Source organism: Sphingobium ummariense RL-3 (assembly GCF_000447205.1).
In the GTDB taxonomy this organism is placed as follows: domain Bacteria; phylum Pseudomonadota; class Alphaproteobacteria; order Sphingomonadales; family Sphingomonadaceae; genus Sphingobium; species Sphingobium ummariense.
The window spans coordinates 73,112-91,224 of the sequence record NZ_AUWY01000136.1; the positions used below are offsets into that span (position 1 = coordinate 73,112).

17 protein-coding genes are annotated in these 18,113 nt (G+C 64.0%); 12 read left to right on the plus strand and 5 right to left on the minus strand.

The window, feature by feature from the left end:
• Positions 1-126: 126 nt before the first annotated feature.
• The 3 genes from M529_RS46910 to M529_RS46920 all read right to left on the minus strand — a co-directional run bounded on the left by M529_RS46910 (position 127) and on the right by M529_RS46920 (position 3,224).
• Positions 127-1,434, minus strand: coding sequence for a mechanosensitive ion channel family protein (locus M529_RS46910; protein WP_236617756.1), 1,308 nt, complete (start codon positions 1,432-1,434; stop codon positions 127-129).
• Between the two features lie 297 nt (positions 1,435-1,731).
• Complete coding sequence (locus M529_RS46915; protein ID WP_152522685.1) at positions 1,732-2,112, minus strand: Rossmann-fold NAD(P)-binding domain-containing protein; 381 nt, start codon at positions 2,110-2,112, stop codon at positions 1,732-1,734.
• A 206-nt stretch (positions 2,113-2,318) separates the two neighbouring features.
• Positions 2,319-3,224 (minus strand): LysR family transcriptional regulator, encoded by a 906-nt coding sequence (locus M529_RS46920; protein ID WP_031295817.1) that lies wholly within the window; start codon positions 3,222-3,224, stop codon positions 2,319-2,321.
• A 227-nt stretch (positions 3,225-3,451) separates the two neighbouring features.
• Here M529_RS46920 and M529_RS46925 point away from each other — a divergent pair, with 227 nt between their 5' ends.
• The 9 genes from M529_RS46925 to M529_RS46960 all read left to right on the plus strand — a co-directional run bounded on the left by M529_RS46925 (position 3,452) and on the right by M529_RS46960 (position 15,364).
• Positions 3,452-3,859, plus strand: a complete 408-nt coding sequence (locus M529_RS46925) for a DoxX family protein (RefSeq protein ID WP_021320093.1) — start codon at positions 3,452-3,454, stop codon at positions 3,857-3,859.
• 176 nt (positions 3,860-4,035) lie between these two features.
• Positions 4,036-4,689 (plus strand): (2Fe-2S)-binding protein, encoded by a 654-nt coding sequence (locus M529_RS46930; protein ID WP_021320094.1) that lies wholly within the window; start codon positions 4,036-4,038, stop codon positions 4,687-4,689.
• Positions 4,689-5,705 carry an FAD binding domain-containing protein gene (locus M529_RS46935; RefSeq protein WP_021320095.1) on the plus strand — a complete coding sequence of 339 codons (1,017 nt, stop codon included), beginning with the start codon at positions 4,689-4,691 and terminating at the stop codon, positions 5,703-5,705. Before M529_RS46930 ends, M529_RS46935 begins: the two co-directional genes overlap by 1 nt.
• Complete coding sequence (locus M529_RS46940) at positions 5,705-7,876, plus strand: xanthine dehydrogenase family protein molybdopterin-binding subunit (RefSeq protein ID WP_021320096.1); 2,172 nt, start codon at positions 5,705-5,707, stop codon at positions 7,874-7,876. Before M529_RS46935 ends, M529_RS46940 begins: the two co-directional genes overlap by 1 nt.
• A gap of 23 nt (positions 7,877-7,899) precedes the next feature.
• Complete coding sequence (locus M529_RS46945; protein ID WP_051184120.1) at positions 7,900-8,871, plus strand: AraC family transcriptional regulator; 972 nt, start codon at positions 7,900-7,902, stop codon at positions 8,869-8,871.
• Positions 8,872-9,314: 443 nt separating this feature from the next.
• On the plus strand, positions 9,315-9,641 hold the full coding sequence (locus M529_RS47930; protein WP_021320098.1) for a hypothetical protein: 327 nt from the start codon (positions 9,315-9,317) through the stop codon (positions 9,639-9,641).
• Positions 9,642-9,698: 57 nt separating this feature from the next.
• Positions 9,699-10,976, plus strand: a complete 1,278-nt coding sequence (locus M529_RS46950) for a TolC family protein (protein WP_021320099.1) — start codon at positions 9,699-9,701, stop codon at positions 10,974-10,976.
• Positions 10,976-12,139, plus strand: coding sequence for an efflux RND transporter periplasmic adaptor subunit (locus M529_RS46955; protein ID WP_021320100.1), 1,164 nt, complete (start codon positions 10,976-10,978; stop codon positions 12,137-12,139). The genes M529_RS46950 and M529_RS46955 overlap by 1 nt, the downstream gene beginning before the upstream one ends.
• A 3-nt stretch (positions 12,140-12,142) precedes the next feature.
• Positions 12,143-15,364: an efflux RND transporter permease subunit gene (locus M529_RS46960; RefSeq protein ID WP_021320101.1), complete on the plus strand. Its 3,222-nt coding sequence runs from the start codon at positions 12,143-12,145 to the stop codon at positions 15,362-15,364.
• Positions 15,365-15,460: 96 nt separating this feature from the next.
• Here M529_RS46960 and copD read toward each other — a convergent pair whose 3' ends face one another.
• Both copD and copC read right to left on the minus strand, forming a co-directional pair.
• Positions 15,461-16,324 carry a copper homeostasis membrane protein CopD gene (copD, locus tag M529_RS46965; RefSeq protein ID WP_021320102.1) on the minus strand — a complete coding sequence of 288 codons (864 nt, stop codon included), beginning with the start codon at positions 16,322-16,324 and terminating at the stop codon, positions 15,461-15,463.
• Between the two features lie 6 nt (positions 16,325-16,330).
• Complete coding sequence (gene copC / locus M529_RS46970) at positions 16,331-16,705, minus strand: copper homeostasis periplasmic binding protein CopC (protein WP_031295823.1); 375 nt, start codon at positions 16,703-16,705, stop codon at positions 16,331-16,333.
• 136 nt (positions 16,706-16,841) lie between these two features.
• Here copC and M529_RS46975 point away from each other — a divergent pair, with 136 nt between their 5' ends.
• From M529_RS46975 to M529_RS46985, 3 genes are read left to right on the plus strand one after another with little or no spacing between them, the layout of a single operon-like run.
• On the plus strand, positions 16,842-17,105 hold the full coding sequence (locus M529_RS46975) for a hypothetical protein (protein WP_021320104.1): 264 nt from the start codon (positions 16,842-16,844) through the stop codon (positions 17,103-17,105).
• Positions 17,102-17,539, plus strand: a complete 438-nt coding sequence (locus M529_RS46980) for a periplasmic heavy metal sensor (protein ID WP_021320105.1) — start codon at positions 17,102-17,104, stop codon at positions 17,537-17,539. Before M529_RS46975 ends, M529_RS46980 begins: the two co-directional genes overlap by 4 nt.
• Positions 17,536-18,111: an RNA polymerase sigma factor gene (locus tag M529_RS46985; protein ID WP_021320106.1), complete on the plus strand. Its 576-nt coding sequence runs from the start codon at positions 17,536-17,538 to the stop codon at positions 18,109-18,111. The genes M529_RS46980 and M529_RS46985 overlap by 4 nt, the downstream gene beginning before the upstream one ends.
• Positions 18,112-18,113: the final 2 nt, after the last annotated feature.

The window sequence follows — 18,113 nt, forward strand, 5'->3', positions numbered from 1 at the left end:
ATTGGCACTCGACCATAACTTGATGCAGACCGGACGACGTCTCCGACGTCAGCGCAAGACGAAGAGGATATCGAATGATGCGCGCATGCCCGTCCGCGTGCGCCGCGCTGCATGGTCTTCACCGAGCTATTGGGTCGGGTCCGGGACATCAGCCTGCTGCGGCTCCGATGTCGTCACCTGCGCCACAAGCGGCTTGCGAAAGCGGAGATCACGCTGAGGCACCGGCATGGTGACGCCATGTTCCTTGAACAGATCCCAGATGCGAAAAAACACGTCGCTCGTGACGTTACCGACCCCTGACTCGGGACTGTCGATCCAGATCCGCAGATCGAATTCGACCCCGTTGTCGCCGAACGCCTTGATCCAGCATACGGGCGCCGGCTCTTTAAGCACGCGTGGCGAGATGGACGCAGCCTCGACCGCGAGCCGCTGCGCGAGCCGTAGATCGCAGTCGAACGAGACGCGAAAACCGACATGAACCCTGACGTCTCGGCTTGAGAACGACCAGTTCTCGACCTGCTCGGTCATCAGCAGTTCGTTCGGGATCAGGTGCTCCTTGCCGTCTCGGGTCAGGACCGAGACGGCCCGGACCCCAATCTTGTTGACCCACCCGAAAGTGTCTCCGACTGCGATGACGTCCCCTGGCTTAATCGATCGATCAAGCAGCAGGATGAGGCCAGCAATGAGATTACCCAGCGTCTTCTGCAGACCGAAGCCGACAGCGAGACCGAACGCACCCGAGAACACCGCCAGCGCCGTCAGGTCGATGCCGAGAAGGTCAATGCCGAGGAAAATGGCGACCGTGACAACCGCGATCTGAGCGAGCTTCTGGAACAGCACGCGTTGCGCGGCATCTAGAAGACTGACCTGTCCGATCCAGCCCAGGACCCAGCGCAGGAGTGCGCGTGCTGCCACGAACAGCAGGAGAGACAACCCCACAGTCTTGACGATGTCGAGCAGCGAGATGCGCCGCGCGCCGATCCCGATGCTGGCTCCGTCCAGTCCCTCAATGAGCGGAGCCAGACCACCCAGTCGGCTCGCCAACACGATGAACAGCGCTGTAGTGGCAATCAGGATGCCAGGTCCGCTTCGTACCCCCAACAACCGGCAAATTCCGTACGCCAGCGCGGCAACTGCAATCCCGAGGCCAGCGGCAAGGAGAAGATCGGCCCCCGGTCCCATCCCACCGATGCCGAGAAAAGCCGTCAGGACGAGCGCGGCTACCCCGGCTCGCGTCAGCGGCGCCAGCCGAGACGAGATGCCTGACGCATGCTTGGGACTAAGGGCTGGGAGGACATATCGGCAAGCAAGGCGTGCTGCGATTAATCCCAGCAACAGCGCGGTACCAAGGATCGCTGCCGCAGCTATCAGATCATGGAACGGCATTGCCGACCATCGATCCATGTAGGTCTGCCACCACTCGCTATGATCCAACACGATCTCCAATGGATGCAATTACCGCCGTTCGCCGGAACCCGAACACTGGCTACCTTGCCTTCGAGCGCCGGTCAGCCCTCAAATTTGAAGCGCCGGCTAGGTTGGACAAGGGAATGATCTAACGCGGGTCGCACCGGAATTGGAAATGCATAGGTGCTGACATGTGATCGGCCCGGACTTTGCTCCTTCTCCGGATACAGCCCGTCGCCGCGTGAATGGCCGCTTCATCGGAAACCGGTCATTCGCTATCGTCCTCCTGAACGAGGGGTTTGTCCTAACGTCGGTCTATAGCTGTCAGCGACGGCCGGATGAACGAAGGGCAGGTTTCAGGGAGCCGTTTTGCACGGTCGAATGTCGGCTATGCTGGTGATCTTTGCGTAGTAAGGTCCCATCCTTGTCAGCCTTCGCGTTTCGCCTTTCGTGCAGGTCCGCAGCGATCATCATAAGACGACGAAAGGTGGGACATTGCGCGTGGCTGGGAGATGGACAGGCGGCAGCCCGATCGATCACGTCGGCATCCCCAGGCGAGCCGGCGAGGACTTCCGCCTTATTCCGAACGTCCTGGGAGAGCTTCGCGGGATCGCGGGCAATCAGGCGCAGCGGCGCTCCGGCTTGCTGGAGCAGGTCGACGACCTGCCCCCCGATATCGCCCGCCGGGGCTGTAACTACGATCATGGTCAACTCCATGGTTCTTGGGTTTGACAGCCAATGGCCAAGGGGGCGGTGAATGACCTGCCGACCCCTCCTGACTGTCTTGCCAAGCCAGGAGATTAATTCGGGACGTTCTGTGCTACAGGATCCGTATCATCTTTGCGATCGTCCGAAGTTGGCCTCAGTGATGTCTGATGCGCCATCGCAGCAAACACGCATGCTGAGCCGGCCTAAAGCCGCCCGCTCGCCTGAAGTCCTTCAAATAACGCCGTCAGCCAGTCAGCGAACACCCTTGTCCGGGGCGATATGTTGCGGTGGCCGGGATGAAGCACGGAGATCGGCATAGGGGGCGGCAGATTATCCTGCAGCACCGGAACAAGCTCACCTGATTCGATCTGGTGCTGCACGCGGTACCGGGGAACCTGGATGAGCCCGAGACCAGCAACGCCCGCCGCAGTGTAGATTTCAGCCCCACGCACAGTAACATCAAACGGCAACAGCACCTCTCGTGTTTCTCCGTCGACCATGAAGTCGAGAGCGTAAGGTTGGCCGGAGGCGGAAGCGGCGTAGGCAACCATGCGGTGGCCGCTGAGATCGTCCACGGCCGATGGAACGCCGAACCGTTCGAAATAGGCAGGGCTCGCCAATGTCGCCTGTTCCGATTCCGCCACCTTTCGGCCCACCAGCGAGGAATCCGGCAGGACGCCGGCGCGCAATACGCAGTCGATGCCTTCCTCTACGAGATCGACCATGCGATCCGTCTCGCTCAGCCGGATCTCGATGGCCGGATGCTGGCGAATGAAATCGGGGAGCGCCGGCAAAACGAAGAACCGGGCCAGCGTTCCCTGCATATCCACGCACAAGGGCCCCTTGGGTTCAGCAGGCCGAAACCTACTCTCTACCTCGTCGAGATCGGCCAGAAGCTGGACGCATCGCCCGTAGTAGATATTGCCGTCCTCCGTTGGCCGGACGGCGCGGGTTGTGCGCTCAAGCAGGCGCGTGCCAAGGTGAACTTCCAGCTGCTGGATGGCTCTGGTCACCGTGGCGCGAGGAAGTCGCAAATCCCTGGCGGCACTCGCGAAATTTCCTCGCTCCACGATCCGCACAAAGAGTCGCATGGTTTCGAAGCGGTCCATGGCCATCTGATGCGCTGTTACGCGTCGCTCATCAACCAATCATTGTTGTCAATGATGGAATGGTGAATTCACCCGGCGCCTGCTTGAGTTGACCCGACCGCACGATATTGTTGTTTTCAATGAAACAAGCCGAGGAGGTGGATATGACGGACTTATCAATCCGCGCGACAACGGAGGCGCCACGATTACTCGTCCCGTCTCTCGCCGATTTTTACACTCGGGGGCGCGTGACCAGCTACGTCCTTCTGCGGATAGCCTTCGGCCTTACGATCGTGACGCACGGCTTGCCGAAACTGACTGGCAGCGCGCATGGCTCCATGGCGAACCCGATGGCGGGATCAACCAATCTGATCGAGAATGCGCTGGGCCTGCCCTTTGCCCCGCAGCTTGCCTTGTTCGTCGCCTTGCTCGAGACGATCGGCGGACTGTCGACCGCGGTCGGTTTTGCGACGCGATTTTTCGCGCCGATGCTCGCGATCCAGATGGCGGCGATCTGCTTTGCGCTTGGCCCGACCTATCCCTGGATCGATCGCGGCATCGAATATCCGATCATCCTCGGCTTCATTGCCCTGCTCATCTCCATGAACGGTGCGGTCGCCTGGTCTGTCGACACGCGTCTGGGGCGCGAACTCTGAGGACGGATGGTCAACTGTAAAGGAGTTCAAGATAGCATAGATCGAGACAACGGGCCGAGAATCCCGGGAAGCCGGCGCGATTGCTCGTAATCGGGACCTTTACGAAGGAATCCCGGACGATCACGAAAGTAAATTGGACTGGACCCATGTTAGGGTACGCCGATGGAGACTCGTGCATGACAAATTATGCGGATGACGAAGACCAGGCGGCGAAGGTCGATGCCCGCCAGAATGTGTCGCGACGCAGCGCGCTGAAAGGCGGAGCGGCGCTAGCCGTGCTCCCGCTGACGTTCGAAGGACCGGCAGAAGCGCAGCCGACAGCGCCGATGGTCGCAGGTGTGGCGGTGGAGCCCGCCCACTCAGTTCTGCTCAGCACGTCCGTGAACGGCAAGGTGGTCGAGTTCAGGGTCGATGCTCGCAGTTCCTTACTCGATTTCCTGCGCGAAAGGCTTGCGCTCACCGGCGCCAAGAAAGGCTGCGATCATGGTCAATGCGGCGCGTGCACCGTCCATCTTGACGGACGACGCGTCGCCTCATGCCTCACGCTCGCCGCCAAAGCGCAGGGGCGGGAGGTCATAACGATCGAAGGTCTTTCTGACGGAGAAGGCCTCCATCCCATGCAGCAGGCCTTCATCGATCATGACGCGCTCCAGTGCGGCTATTGCACGCCGGGCCAGATCATGGCCGCCGTCGCATTGGTGAACGAGGGCAACGCGACCTCGAAGGAGCGCATCCGCGAGTATATGAGCGGCAATATCTGCCGCTGTGGCGCCTATGTCGGGATCGTCGCGGCGATCGAGGACGCTGCATCGAAGATGCGGAGAGCCTGATGCAACCGTTCACATACACCATGCCCAGGACGGTCGCCGAGGCGATCGCCGCATTCCGTCAGGCCGGCCCCGATGCCAGCTATATCGCGGGAGGCACGTCGCTCTACGACGTGATGAAGCTGGACATCGTCCGGCCGCGTCATCTGATCGATGTCAGCGCCATCGAGGGGCTCGACGCAATCGAGACGGGTCGCGATCAGTTGCGTTTCGGCGCACTCGCCCGGATGAGCGCGGTCGCCACCGACAAGACACTGCTCCGCGACTATCCCGTGCTCGCGGAATCGCTCTGGAAGGCGGCGTCGCAGCAGCTCCGCAACATGGCGACGGTCGGTGGTAACCTGCTCCAGCGCACGCGCTGCCTCTACTTCCGCAACGGCACCGGCAATCCATCGTCGGTCGGCCTTTATCCCTGCAACAAGCGGGAGCCCGGCAGCGGCTGCGCGGCGATCGGCGGACTTGATCGCGGGCAGGCGGTGTTGGGGCAGAGCGACGCCTGCACCGCCGTCAGCCCCGGCGACTGGCCAGTCGCGCTGACCGCAATGGATGCCACCGTCGAACTTGCCGGGCCTGATGGTTCACGCGCCATGCCTATTGCCGAGCTTTACCGCCTGCCGGGCGATACCCCGCATCTGGAATTCATGCTCCAGCCCGGAGAGATCATCACCGCGATCATTGTGCCGAAAACGCCGGCGGGCCGCAGGTCCACCTATCACAAGATCCGCGATCGGGAGAGCTATGCGTTCGCGCTGGCGTCAGCCGCCGTGGCGCTGGACATGGACGGCGATCACGTCCGCCGCGCGCATGTTGCACTCGGCGGTGTCGGTACCCGGCCGTGGCGGGCCCGCGCAGCCGAGCAGTTGCTCGTTGGGCAACGGCTGACGCCGGAGAGCGCGTTGACTGCCGGCCGGGCCGCGCTGGAAGGCGCGCGAGCCGGCAAACATAATGGCTTCAAGGTCGACCTTGGCGCCCGCACCGTAGCGGACGCCTTGATGATCGCTGCGGAAAGGAGCGCCTGATGCCTGCCGCCCCCTTTGCCGAGCGGGCGCGCTTCGATGCGCGCGACAAGGTGCTCGGCCGCACCCAGTTCACCGCCGACATTCAACTGCCGGACATGCTCTACGCCATGAGCGTACCTGCCACGATCGCCAAAGGCCGCGTGAGGTCGGTGGCGATCGACGAGGCGATGAAGATTCCCGGCGTCGTCAGGGTGCTCACCGCCAAAGACTTCCTCGCTCCGATACCCCCGCCCAGGGGCGCGACGGGCATGGCCGCCGCTCCCGCGGTCCCGACAATCGTGCCTGACATCGCCTATCGCGGTGCCCCCGTTGCACTGGTCCTCGCGGAGTCGATCGAGGCTGCGGTTCAGGGCGCAGAAGCGATACAGGCTACTTACGCGCCATCGGCTTCCTTCTCGCCCCTCATCACCAGCGAGGGCGCTGCAAGAGAGCCTTCCGAACCGGTGAAGGCCGGCAATGCAGCTGAGGCAATGGCACGAGCGGCAACGATCGTCGAAGCGGAATATGAATGCCCGGCCCAGCACCATAACCCGATCGAGACGCTGTCCACCACGGCGGTCTGGTCCGGAGGGCGCCTGACGATCTATGAGGCGACGCAGGGCGCCCAGGTGGTCAAGGCGAATGCCGCCAAGTCACTGGCGCTCGATCCGGCGATCATCGACGTGAAATCCAGCTACATCGGCGGCGGCTTCGGACAGAAGGGCACGGCACAGCGGCAAACCGCGCTGGTTGCGCGCGCGGCGATGCTGACGGGCCGCCCGGTCAAGCTGGTGATGCCGCGCGGCCAGGTCTTCCACAACGCCACCTTCCGTCCGCTCAGCCGCCACAAGATCAGGATCGGCGCCGACGCCAGTGGCAAGATGGTCGCGATCGAATATGACGCGGATCATCAGCAGTCGCGGGGTGGGCAATTTCCGCCGCAATATCATGAATCGCAACCGCAAATGTACGGCGTGGCGGATTATGACGGAACGACAGCCAACGTCCGGATCGATACCCAGGCTCCCGGTTACATGCGCGCGCCCCACCCCCATCCCGCGTCATTCGCTTTCGAGGGCGTGGTCGACGAACTGGCCTACAAGCTGGGCAAGGATCCTGTGGCATTTCGCCTGGCGCATGATGCCAAAGTGGACCCGGTTTCAGGGCATCCACTCTCATCGCGCTTCCTCAACGAGTGCATCGCGCAGGGTGCTGAGCGGTTTGGCTGGAGCCGGCGCAGCCAAGCGCCCGGTTCGATGGTTTTGGCCGATGGTACCCAGGTCGGCTTTGGCGTCGCATGCGGCGCTTATCCGGCGATCACCTCGGCCAATATCGCCAGGCTGCGCGTTTCGGCGGATGGCAGCACACGCTTCGCCGTTTCCGCGCACGAGATGGGGCAGGGCATCCGTACGGTGATCGCGCAGGCGCTTCTGCGCCAGCTCGACATCGATCCCGCCAAGCTTGATCTCCAGATCGGTGACACGTCGCTCGTGCCGCAGCATCTGACGGCCGGGTCCTGGGGCACCGCGAGCGTCCTCCCGGCCATCGACGCGGTTGCCGCCAAGATGAAAGCAGCCATCGAGGAACTGCTGGCGGGAAGACAGATTGACGGCAATCTGCACCGGAAGCTGGCGACAGTGCGGCGCCCCTATATCGAGGTCGAGGTCAGCACGCTCGCGCCGGGACAGGAGGAGCGCGCGCTGCTGGGATTGCGCGCGGCCGGCTATGCGCTTGCGGGACCCGAATATCCGGCCTTTACGACCTTCAGCTACATCGCCCACTTCGCCGAGGTGCATGTCGAGCCCCGGACCCGTCGCGTCCGGGTTCCGAGGGTCGTCAGCATCGCTGATTGCGGCCGGGTGGTTTCGCTGCGAACCGCGGTGAGCCAGGTCCGGGGCGGCGTGGTGTGGGCGATCGGGTCGGCGCTGCGCGAGGAAACCGAAGTCGATCCGCGCTTTGGCGGCTGGCTCAACAATGACCTCGCGGATTATGTCGTGCCGGTGAACGCCGATATCGGCGACATCGATGTGAGCTTCATCGACCGTCCCGACCCGCTGTTGAACGCCACCGGTTCGAAGGGACTGGGAGAGGTCGCGATGGTCGGGGCGGCCGGCGCTGTCGCCAATGCCATCTATCACGCGACTGGCCGACGGCTGCGCCGCATGCCGATCAGGATCGAGCACCTTCTATAGCTTTGTTATTGTCCGGATTGACCATGGACCCACTTTCAGACGTCCTTTCACTGTTGAAGCCTCGGGCTCATGTCTCTTCGGGGTTCGATGCGGGCGGCGACTGGGCCGTACAGTTCGGTGATCAGCACAAGATGATCAAATGCTACGCCGTCGTGTCGGGTGGCTGCTGGCTCAGCGTCGAGGGCGTCGATGACCCGGTCTGGCTCGGCACAGGAGACTGCTTCGTCCTGCCAAGCGGCCGGCCCTTCCGTCTGGGCAGTGATCTTGATGGATCGGCCGTTCCCGCGATCGAGATCTTCCCGCCGGCACGGCGGGGCGGAGTTGTCACGATCGGCGATGGCGGAGGACTATCCCTGGTCGGGAGCCGCTTTGGTGTTTCTGGCAGCCATGTCGACATGCTGCTCCGTCTTCTGCCGCCCATCATCCATATCTGCGAGCGACCCGCGCAGGAAGCGCTTCGCTGGTGCGTCGAACAGATGATGCGTGAGCTTCGTCACGGGCAGCCCGGGAACGCGCTGGCGGTCGGACACCTTGCCCATCTGATGCTGGTGCAGGCACTCCGCGTGCCGCTCCTGGACGTCGATGCCGATCGGCGGGGCTGGTTCTTCGCCCTCGCCGACCGGCAGCTCGGCGCCGCGCTGATAGCCATCCACGACGATCCCGCCCGGTCGTGGACACTTCAGGAACTCGGCGCGATCGCGGGCATGTCGCGCTCGACCTTCGCCCTGCGGTTCAAGGAGCAGCTCGGTGAGCCGGCCATGCAATATGTCTCTAAATGGCGGATGATTCTGGCCTGCGAGAAGCTCGAGCAGTCGAACGATCCGGTCTCGGCGGTCGCGACATCGTTGGGTTATGAATCCGAGAGCGCGTTCAGCACCGCATTCAAGCGTCTTATGGGATGTTCGCCGCGTCAGCATGGACGATCATCGAAGAATGAGCAGAGCGCCCCAGCGCCCCGGTCGCCCTTCTTTCCGCCAACGCCAATCCCACAGTAAATGTGGCGACCAGCTTCTGGTAGTCGCGGCGCTTGAGTTGGTGAGCAGCAGCGCGAACTCGATGCCGGCGTGGCCGGCCACGGGAGCCGGCGGCCCGGCTTCGCCGTCCTCCGCGACTTATCTGGCTGCGCACGACCTATGATGCGGAGCATGAACCAAACCTACACCGGCGATGCCGACGTTGACTTTACGCGCGGCATGATCCTCCACCATGAGGTGCGACGACGATGGTGAAGGTTGCGAACGATGTCGTGACCGCACAGGAACCCGAAATCGCCCTAATACGCGATAGGCTCGCGCGGCACAGTGCCCCGGCTCCTGAAACGACATCTCCTCAACCACACGCCCGTCGACGAGGCCGACCCAGGATCAATGGAACCACGGGCGAGATGACCAGACGATGTCGGGGTTACAGGACGGCCCTGAGGTGATAGGGGAAGGTGATGCGCAACCTGCTCCCCTCTCTTGCTTGTCTGATGCTGGTCCTCACCGGCTGGGCGAGCATGGCGCATGCCGCCGAGGCAGCGGGCGGCAGCATCGCGGGCCTCGAGTTCACGTTACATGCACCCGGCGACGGAGATGAAGTCCCGGCCGATAGCGACAGCGGCATCCCGCATCATCACGCGAATTGTCACGGGCACGATGTTGGCACACCTGCCACCATGCCCGCAGCGGAGTGTGTGCCCTATCTACGAGTTCGCGGCGATCTAGTCGCCGACATTCTCGCTGGCGTCCGCGGCAGCGTCCTGCCGAGGCCCCCGCGCATCTGACGGTATCCGCCCGCCGGCCGACGCCGGCATCGGGAATCCTGTCAGGAGCACATCGAAATGAACACAGTGCTCGCGGCCTTTGTGGCCGCGGCGTCCTGTGCCGGCATGGCGCAGGCGCAGACCGGGATGCAGGCGTCATTGCCTGTGCCGGTCCTCTCGCTCGACCAGGCGGTTGAAGCGGCGGGTGGTGCTGCCCCCGCAGCACAGGCCGCAACTTCCGCTATTGCGGCTGCACGCGCCGAGCGGATCGTGGCTGGGCTTCGGCCCAATCCGATCGCTCAAGGCCAAGTTGAGAATATCGCCGGAACTGGCCCGTATAGCGGGCTGGAAAGCGCAGAAACGACGGTCGGGGTTGCCATACCCATCGAACTTGGCGGCAAGCGCGGCGCACGCGTGGCGGTCGCCAACGCGCAGATCTCGCGTGCCGAGCTTCATGCGGCGATCGTCGCGGCCGATGTCCGCCTGCAGGTGACGCAGCTCTATGTGGAGGCGATAGCAGCCGAGCGGCGGCTATCGACGGCCCGCGATCAGGTCCGCATCGCGTCCGATGCCTTGCGGGCGGCATCGGTGCGGGTCCAGGCCGGACGGGCCTCGCCGCTCGAAGAGCAGCGCGCGAATGTCGCCAAGGTCAACGCGGACGCGAACGCCGAACGAACCGCGCGGCTTGCTGAGGCAGCGCGCGCCAACCTTGCCCGGCGGATCGGCGTCTCGATCACCGGTGCCCTCGATGTGGCATTACTCGATCGCCTGCCTGCAGCCATCATCGGGCCGACAGCGATGGTCGATGCGGCAGGCACGCTGGCGCTGGCTGCGGCCGATGCCGACCTCGCTGTTGCCGATGCCGGCGTGCGGCTCGCACGCGCGAACCGGGTGCCCGACCTCAATGTCGGGCCGGCGCTGCGTCGCTTCGAGGCAACCAACGACACTGCGGCGGTGTTCAGCGTGTCGATCCCGATCCCGATCTTCAACAACGGCCGTGCGGTCGTGGCGCAGGCGCACGCGCAACGGACGCAAGCCGAGGCCCTGCGCCGCGTGACGGCGCTTGATGTCGAGCAGGCGATTACCGACGCACAGGCCGAAGCTGCCAACGCGGCGATCACTGCGAGGGCGGCAGCTGGCCCAGCGCTGGCTGCTGCGCAGGAAGCGGCGCGGATCGCCCGCATCGGCTACCGCGAGGGCAAGTTCGGACAGCTCGACTTGCTCGATGCCGAACGCACGCTCGCGGAAACCCGGCTCGCAGCGATCGATGCGCTCGCCAACTACCAGAACGCACAGGCACGGCTGGGGCGGCTGACCGCCCCGGTGTCTATGCCCACGACGGGGGGAAATCAGTGATGCGGAAAATCCATTTGGCGGGCGCTGCGTCGCTCGCGCTCCTGCTGGCCGCGTGTTCCGGCAATGGTGCCGATAACGGCGCGGCAGCAAACGAAGCAGCCGGTGCCGAAGCGGGGCATCCCGGGGGCTCAGATCATGCGGATAAGGGGACGGTAACGCTCTCGACGGAGCAAATTGCTGCTGTCGGTATCCAGCTCGGCCGTCCAATCGTGGGCGGTGCAGGCACTCTCGAATTACCGGCCACGATCGAAGGTGACCCGCAAGGCACGCAGGTCGTGTCTGCCGCTATTGCGGGACGCGTCGTCGCGCTCAATCGAAATCTGGGCCAGTCGGTGGGTCGCGGGCAGACGATCGCGATCATCGAAAGCCGGGAGGTCGCGCAGATTAAGGGTGAAGTCGGGGCAGCGCGGGCGCGACTTCAGCTTGCCGATTCCAATCTTGCGCGGGAGCAGCGTCTGTTCTCGCAGCGCGTTTCTCCAGAGCAGGATTTGATCGCGGCGCGCACTGCGGCGACGGAAGCTCGCATCGCCTTGGCGCAGGCGCGCAGCCAGGTCTCGGCGGCGGGCGTGAGCGGGGGCGGGCTGAATCGGCTGGGCATCGTTGCGCCGATCTCGGGCCAGGTGATCGCTCGGCCAGTGATACTCGGCCAGACCGTCGCGGCTGACGCGGAACTCTATCGGATCGCAAATCTCGGCCAGGTGGCCTTGTCGTTCAATCTCCAGCCTGCCGACGCAGGAAGGGTGAAGCCCGGCAACATCGTTACGGTCACAGCCGCGGAACGGCACGCGACGGCACGGATCACGTTCCTGTCACCGGCGCTTGATCCGCAAACCAGGCTCGTCCCTGTCATCGCTACCCTCGATAATCGCGGGGGCATGTGGCGGGTCGGCGAGTCCGTCACCGCCGTGGTCCAGCTAGGCGGCAGCGAAGGCGTCTCATCGATCCGCGTGCCGACAACGGCGGTTCAAACCAGTGCGGGCGAGTCGGTCGTGTTCGTGCGGACCCTGAAGGGGTTCCAGGCAACGCCGGTCATCCTCGGCGATGCGTCGGGAGATACCGTTATCGTCCGCGCGGGCCTGAAGGGCACCGAGCAGATCGCCACCACCGGCAGCTTCACGCTCAAGGCCGAACTCGGCAAGGGCGAAGCGACGCACGAGGACTAAGCTATGATCGCCTGCATTGTCACATGGGCGGTCGAGAAGCGCTGGCTCGTCCTGCTGCTCACCGCCATCGCCGCAACCATCGGCGCCTATTCGCTCTACCGGCTCCCGATCGACGCGGTGCCGGACATCACCAACAATCAGGTTCAGATCAACGTCCGCGCGCCTGCGCTCTCGCCCGAGCTGGTCGAGAAGCAGGTATCGTTCCCGATCGAAACCGCTCTCGCGGGCGTGCCCGGGCTGGAATATACCCGGTCACTCAGCCGCAATGGCTTTGCGCAGATCACCGCGGTCTTCTCGGATTCGACCGACATCTACTTCGCCCGCCAACAGGTCGGTGAGCGTCTGCAGGGGGTTCAGGAGAACCTGCCCGACGGCGTGAACCCCGAAATGGGGCCGATCGCGACAGGGCTGGGGGAAGTGTATATGTACACCGTCCGCCTCCAGCATCGCGCGGACGACAAGCACAAGCCGGGCGAGCCCGGCCAGCAGCCCGACGGAAGCTACATCACCCCTGAGGGTGAGCGGCTGATGAGCGAGGAAGACAAGGCGACCTATCTGCGCACCGCGCAGGATTGGATTGTCGCACCGCTGCTCAAGAATACGCCGGGGCTCGCCGGCATCGACTCGATCGGCGGCTATATGAAGCAGTATCTGGTCGTTCCTGATGTTCAGAAGCTGTCCGCGTTGCGGTTGACCCTGACCGATCTCGGAACCGCGCTCGAACGCAATAACACCAGCGTCGGTGGGGGCTTTGTCAACCGCAACGGCGAGGGATTGGCGGTTCGCTCGGACGCGCTGATCCGTAACGCGGCCGAACTTGAGCGGACGGTGATCGCCACCCGGGAAGGCGTGCCGATCACGCTCCATCAGGTTGCGACGGTCCGTACGGGCCAAGCGGTTCGGATGGGTTCGGCGTCGGAGAACGGCACGGAAGTGGTGGTCGGCACCGCGATCATGCGGATCGGCGAGAATAGCCGAACCGTGGCAACCGCGGTCGAGAAGCGCTTGGGCGAGATCAATGCCTCGCTGCCGCCAGACGTAATGATCCAGCCGGTGTTGAACCGCACGGAGCTGGTCAACTCGACGATCAAGACGGTGGCGAAGAACCTGTCGGAGGGCGCACTGCTCGTCATCGTCGTGCTATTCCTGCTGCTCGGCAACTTCCGGGCAGCATTGATCGCCGCCCTGGTGATCCCGATCACGATGATGCTGACCGGCTTCGGAATGCTGCGGGCCGGCGTGTCGGCCAACCTCATGAGCCTCGGCGCTTTGGACTTCGGTCTGATCGTCGACGGTGCGGTCATCATCGTGGAGAACGCACTGCGGCGCATCGCCGAAACGCAGCATCATGAAGGGCGGCTGCTGATCATCAAGGAGCGTCTGGCGACGGTCGCCAGCGCCGCGCGCGAGATGATCCAGCCCTCGGTTTACGGGCAGGCGATTATCATCCTCGTCTATGTGCCGCTGCTCACGCTGACTGGCGTCGAAGGCAAGACCTTCGTGCCGATGGCGCTCACCGTCATCATCGCGCTCGCCTTCGCCTTTGTCCTCTCGCTCACCTTCGTGCCGGCCCTTATCGCAGTCTGGCTGTCGAAGAAGGTCGAGGAGAAGGATGGGCGGATCATCTCGTGGTTGAAGAAGCGCTACGAGCCCGGTCTCGATCGGGCGATGAAACGTCCGACGATCACGATCGGGACGGGGATTGCGAGCCTCGGCGTTGCCGTCTTGGCTTTCATGTCGCTGGGCTCAGTCTTCCTGCCGCAGCTCGATGAAGGCGATCTGCTCATCCAGGCCCTGCGCATTCCTGCGACTTCGGTCCAGCAAAGCCAAGCCATGCAGGTTCCGATCGAGCGGATGATGTCCAAGCAGCCGGAAGTGAAGTTCGTCTTCTCGAAGACGGGCACGGCTGAGTTGGCCTCGGATCCGATGCCTCCCAATGCGACCGATATGTTCGTGATCCTGAAGCCGCGGGAGGAGTGGCCCGATTCCAAGCTCACCAAGGAGGATCTGGTCGAGCGGATCGAAGCGAACCTCGCGAAGATTCCGGGCAACGCATATGAGATCACGCAACCGATCCAGATGCGCTTCAACGAATTGATCGCGGGCGTGCGCGGCGACATCGCGGTGAAGGTGTTCGGCGACGATTTCGCGGCGATGAACCGGACCGCCGAGCAGATCGCCGGCGTCCTGCGCAAGACGCAAGGCGCCGTCGATGTAAAGGTCGAGCAGACTTCAGGGCTTCCGATGCTCGACATTCGCGTCAACCGGGACGCGATGGCGCGATTGGGTGTCACCGCGCAGGACGTGCAGGACACGATCACGGCCACGCTGGGCGGGCGCCTGTCCGGCATGATCTTCGAGGGTGATCGACGCTTCCCAGTCGTGATCCGCCTGTCGGAAGCGGAGCGCGCGGATCTGGGGCTACTGCAGCAGGTGCAGGTGCCGGTCGCGAGTGGGGGCTATGTGCCGCTCGGAAGCGTCGCGGACATAGGCATCGCCAATGGTCCCAACCAGATCAGCCGCGAGAACGGCAAGCGTCGCGTCGTCGTTCAGGCGAATGTGCGCGGACACGACGTCGGTTCGGTCGTGGCGGGGGCGCAGGCCATGATCGGCAGCCGGGTTCGGCTTCTGGCGGGCACCTATCTCGAATGGGGTGGTCAGTTCGAAAACTTCGCCTCGGCGAGCGAGCGGTTGAAGCTGGTTATTCCGGCCTGCTTCATCCTGGTCCTGCTACTGCTCTACGGCGCCTTGGGATCGGCTCGCGATGCCGCGATCGTCTTCACCGGCGTGCCATTTGCGCTGGTGGGGGGCGTGCTGCTGCTGTTCGTGCGGGGAATGGATTTCTCGATCTCGGCAGCGGTGGGTTTCATCGCCCTGTCGGGAATCGCGGTCCTGAACGGGCTAGTGATGGTGAGCTCGATCCAGGGGCTGATCCGCTCGGGAATGACCCGCGAGGAAGCCGCGCGTGTCGGCGCGATGCAGCGCCTTCGTCCGGTCGTGATGACGGCGCTCGTTGCCAGCCTCGGCTTCGTGCCGATGGCCTTCGCGCATGGCGCGGGAGCGGAGGTGCAAAAGCCGCTCGCCACCGTCGTCATCGGCGGTCTCATATCGGCGACGTTGCTGACGCTGTTCGTGCTTCCGACGCTCTACGCGCGCTTCGGACAGCAGCAGCATGCCCCCAAACCGCGGGAGAACGCTGAAGGCATCGTCGCGCAACTGACCTGAACCCTCGCCTGGCCCCGGGGCGAAGCCCGGGCCGGACACTCCAATCCGACTTAATGGGAAATGCTAATGGCACATGATCACTCAGGCCGCAGCAATTCAGGAGAGGGGGGCGAGCGTTCCCAGCCATGCGACCAGAGCGACAATCGCGATCGCGGCGCTCGTTTCCACCGCCAGTGACAGGCGAAGACGGGAAATCGCCCGGTGTCGCATTGCCCCTTCCAGATCGGGGCTCAGCCACCAGCGATTGACCGCGGCAAGCGCCAGCATCAGGCCGAACAGAAGCAACTTCGTGCCGAGCAGCAGGCCATAATGGCTCTGTGTGACGGCGGGCAACTGGCGCGATCCGACGATCATGACAGCATTGATCGCTCCGCTCAGAATAAGCGAAATCACCACCAGGCTACCCATCAGTGCGAAGCGCGACAGCATCCCTGCCACATGATGCACGCTCATGGTTGTAGGACGGAGGGTCAGCAGGGCATGGAGAAGCACGGCCAGGGCGCCGATCCAGGCCGCAGCCGCCCAGATATGGATGACATCGGCGGCGCGGTGGATCTGGCCTGCGACATTCTCGGTCGCGCCTGCATGGCCGGTCCAGGCCAGTGTCGCCGCTGCCACTGCTGCGGGAATGGCCGTCAGCCTCAGTTTGTGGCCTGCGACGAGGGCCAAGACAAGAAGCAGTGCGCTCGCTCGCACCGCCAGGATAGTGCCGATCGGAGTCATCGTCAGCACGATGCCCAGGGCGGACCAGTCGGGGGGCAGGACGGGCCCGCCCGTCATGGTCGCGCTGCTGGTCAGTAACCAGAAGGCGGAGAGCACAAAGCCGCCAAGCGCGAGGGCAACGACATGTCTTCGTCGCCCGGCCAAGCCCATGATCCACCAAAAAAGCGGCAGGCCCATGAGCAGGGTCAGGTTGACCATCAGCGCGAACCGCGCCGCGACAAATGCCCCCTCGGTCATGAACGCTTACTTGACCGTGAAGCTGTAGCCGCCTTCCATCTTGTGCTGGTCGGCGCCTACGATATGCCATTTGAGATTGTAGGTCCCGGCGGGAAGCGCGCGGGGAAGGGTAAGAACCATGGTCTTGCCTTCCACGCTGGTCTTGAAGCCCTTGATCGGCATGGGCGGATGATCCGCCATGCCCGGCATCGCCGTCATGACGAGATCGGCACCACTCAGCGGCGCGAGAAAGGTTTCGGAAAAGGTCAGGCTCAGCTTGACGGGCTTGGAAACCGTTGCGTTGGCGGCCGGGCTCGACGACACGAGCTTGCTGTGAGCGGCCGCAATGCCGGGCAGGGCTATCGCGACGGCCGCAGCGAGGGAAAGGAAGGTCCGGGTCATGGAAGTCTCCATCGGGTTGATCATGAGAGCTTACGCACAATCTTGCGCTGCCCCTCGGACCATGTGCATATTTTTTACGAACGCCGCCGAGGGGTGAGGCGCGGGTGCGCGTATGCCAGGAATGGATGGAGACAGGATGATGGCGGATCTGGATCGGTGGCTCGACGCGGCGCGGTCGGGGCCTTCGGATGAACGCCTCGCGCAGATGGACGCCGCGGTCATACGGGGTGTTGTGCGTCATCGGGACCGCACGACCGCACGCCGCAGCCTGATGTTGGCCGGACTGCTGGCGGTCGGGATCGGCTGGGCGGGCAGCTTGGTGCCGGGCGCGCGCGCACAGGCCGCGCCGCTGCCGATCGGCATGTCGGAGTATGCGCCCTCGCGCCTGCTCGGCCAATGACGCCGGGCCGCTACGCCCTCGTCGCGCTGGTGGCTTTCGCCGCTGCGTTTGCGGCTGTCCTTGTGGCACGCGCCTGGCTGACTCCGCCGCCACGCGTCGAGAGCCAGGTGCACGCGCTGTTGCACGAGCGGCTGACGCTAGACGCAGCGCAGGAGGCCCGCATTCACCAGCTGGAAACAGTCTTTGCGAAGCGCCGCGAAGCATTGGAGGCGGAGATGCGCGCCGATAACCAGCGTCTCGCGAAGGCAATCGAGGTCGAACATGGTTATGGGCCGCAGGTCGCGGCAGCGGTCGATCGGTCGCATCATGTGATGGGGCAGTTGCAGAAGGAAACATTGCAACACATCTTTGCAATGCGGGGCATCCTGCGACCCGACCAGGCGGCACAGTTCGATGCAGCCATCGTCAAGGCGCTGACACAGCCCGTCCGGTGACGATCGCCGATGCCGACGACCAGTCGCTTGCCATGCGTGCCCAGGCGGGGGAGGGGGCCGCCTATGCCATGCTGATGCAGCGGCATCGCGATGCTGTATGGCGTCTGGCGCGGGGCCATGTGGGCGATGCGGACGAAGCGTTCGACATCACGCAGGAGGCGTTCATCGCCGCCTTTGCCGCCATCGCCCGCTATGACGGATCACGCCCATTTCGGGCCTGGATGGCGAGGATCACGCTCAACAAATGCCGTGACTGGGCCCGACGACGCGCGGTTCGCCGATTCTTCACGCTGGCGAAGCCGCTCGACGACGCGATCGATGTGGCGGACATGGCCGCGTCGCCGGAAGAGTCGCTTGCCTCCGCAGATGCCGTCAGCCGCATCAATGCTGCAATCGCGGCACTGCCGGCGAAGCTGAAGGAAGTGTTGCTGCTCCGCACGATCGAGAATATGGGGCAGGCGGACACCGCGCGCCTGCTGGGGATCAGCGAAAAGGCGGTGGAAACCCGCCTGTATCGGGCGCGGGCAAAATTGACCGAAATGTTGAGGGATGAAGGCGACGGGCGCGTATAGCG

Bases quoted from the DNA above. Each gene is read 5' to 3' on its own strand.
- M529_RS46935 (WP_021320095.1), top strand. From the start codon at position 4,689: ATGCAACCGTTCACATACACCATGCCCAGGACGGTCGCCGAGGCGATC.
- M529_RS46955 (WP_021320100.1), top strand. From the start codon at position 10,976: ATGCGGAAAATCCATTTGGCGGGCGCTGCGTCGCTCGCGCTCCTGCTG.
- M529_RS46930 (WP_021320094.1), top strand. From the start codon at position 4,036: ATGACAAATTATGCGGATGACGAAGACCAGGCGGCGAAGGTCGATGCC.
- M529_RS46915 (WP_152522685.1), bottom strand. From the start codon at position 2,112: ATGATCGTAGTTACAGCCCCGGCGGGCGATATCGGGGGGCAGGTCGTC.
- M529_RS46975 (WP_021320104.1), top strand. From the start codon at position 16,842: ATGATGGCGGATCTGGATCGGTGGCTCGACGCGGCGCGGTCGGGGCCT.
- copD (WP_021320102.1), bottom strand. From the start codon at position 16,324: ATGACCGAGGGGGCATTTGTCGCGGCGCGGTTCGCGCTGATGGTCAAC.
- M529_RS46940 (WP_021320096.1), top strand. From the start codon at position 5,705: ATGCCTGCCGCCCCCTTTGCCGAGCGGGCGCGCTTCGATGCGCGCGAC.
- M529_RS46945 (WP_051184120.1), top strand. From the start codon at position 7,900: ATGGACCCACTTTCAGACGTCCTTTCACTGTTGAAGCCTCGGGCTCAT.
- M529_RS46950 (WP_021320099.1), top strand. From the start codon at position 9,699: ATGAACACAGTGCTCGCGGCCTTTGTGGCCGCGGCGTCCTGTGCCGGC.
- M529_RS46980 (WP_021320105.1), top strand. From the start codon at position 17,102: ATGACGCCGGGCCGCTACGCCCTCGTCGCGCTGGTGGCTTTCGCCGCT.
- M529_RS47930 (WP_021320098.1), top strand. From the start codon at position 9,315: ATGCGCAACCTGCTCCCCTCTCTTGCTTGTCTGATGCTGGTCCTCACC.
- M529_RS46960 (WP_021320101.1), top strand. From the start codon at position 12,143: ATGATCGCCTGCATTGTCACATGGGCGGTCGAGAAGCGCTGGCTCGTC.
- M529_RS46920 (WP_031295817.1), bottom strand. From the start codon at position 3,224: ATGGACCGCTTCGAAACCATGCGACTCTTTGTGCGGATCGTGGAGCGA.
- copC (WP_031295823.1), bottom strand. From the start codon at position 16,705: ATGACCCGGACCTTCCTTTCCCTCGCTGCGGCCGTCGCGATAGCCCTG.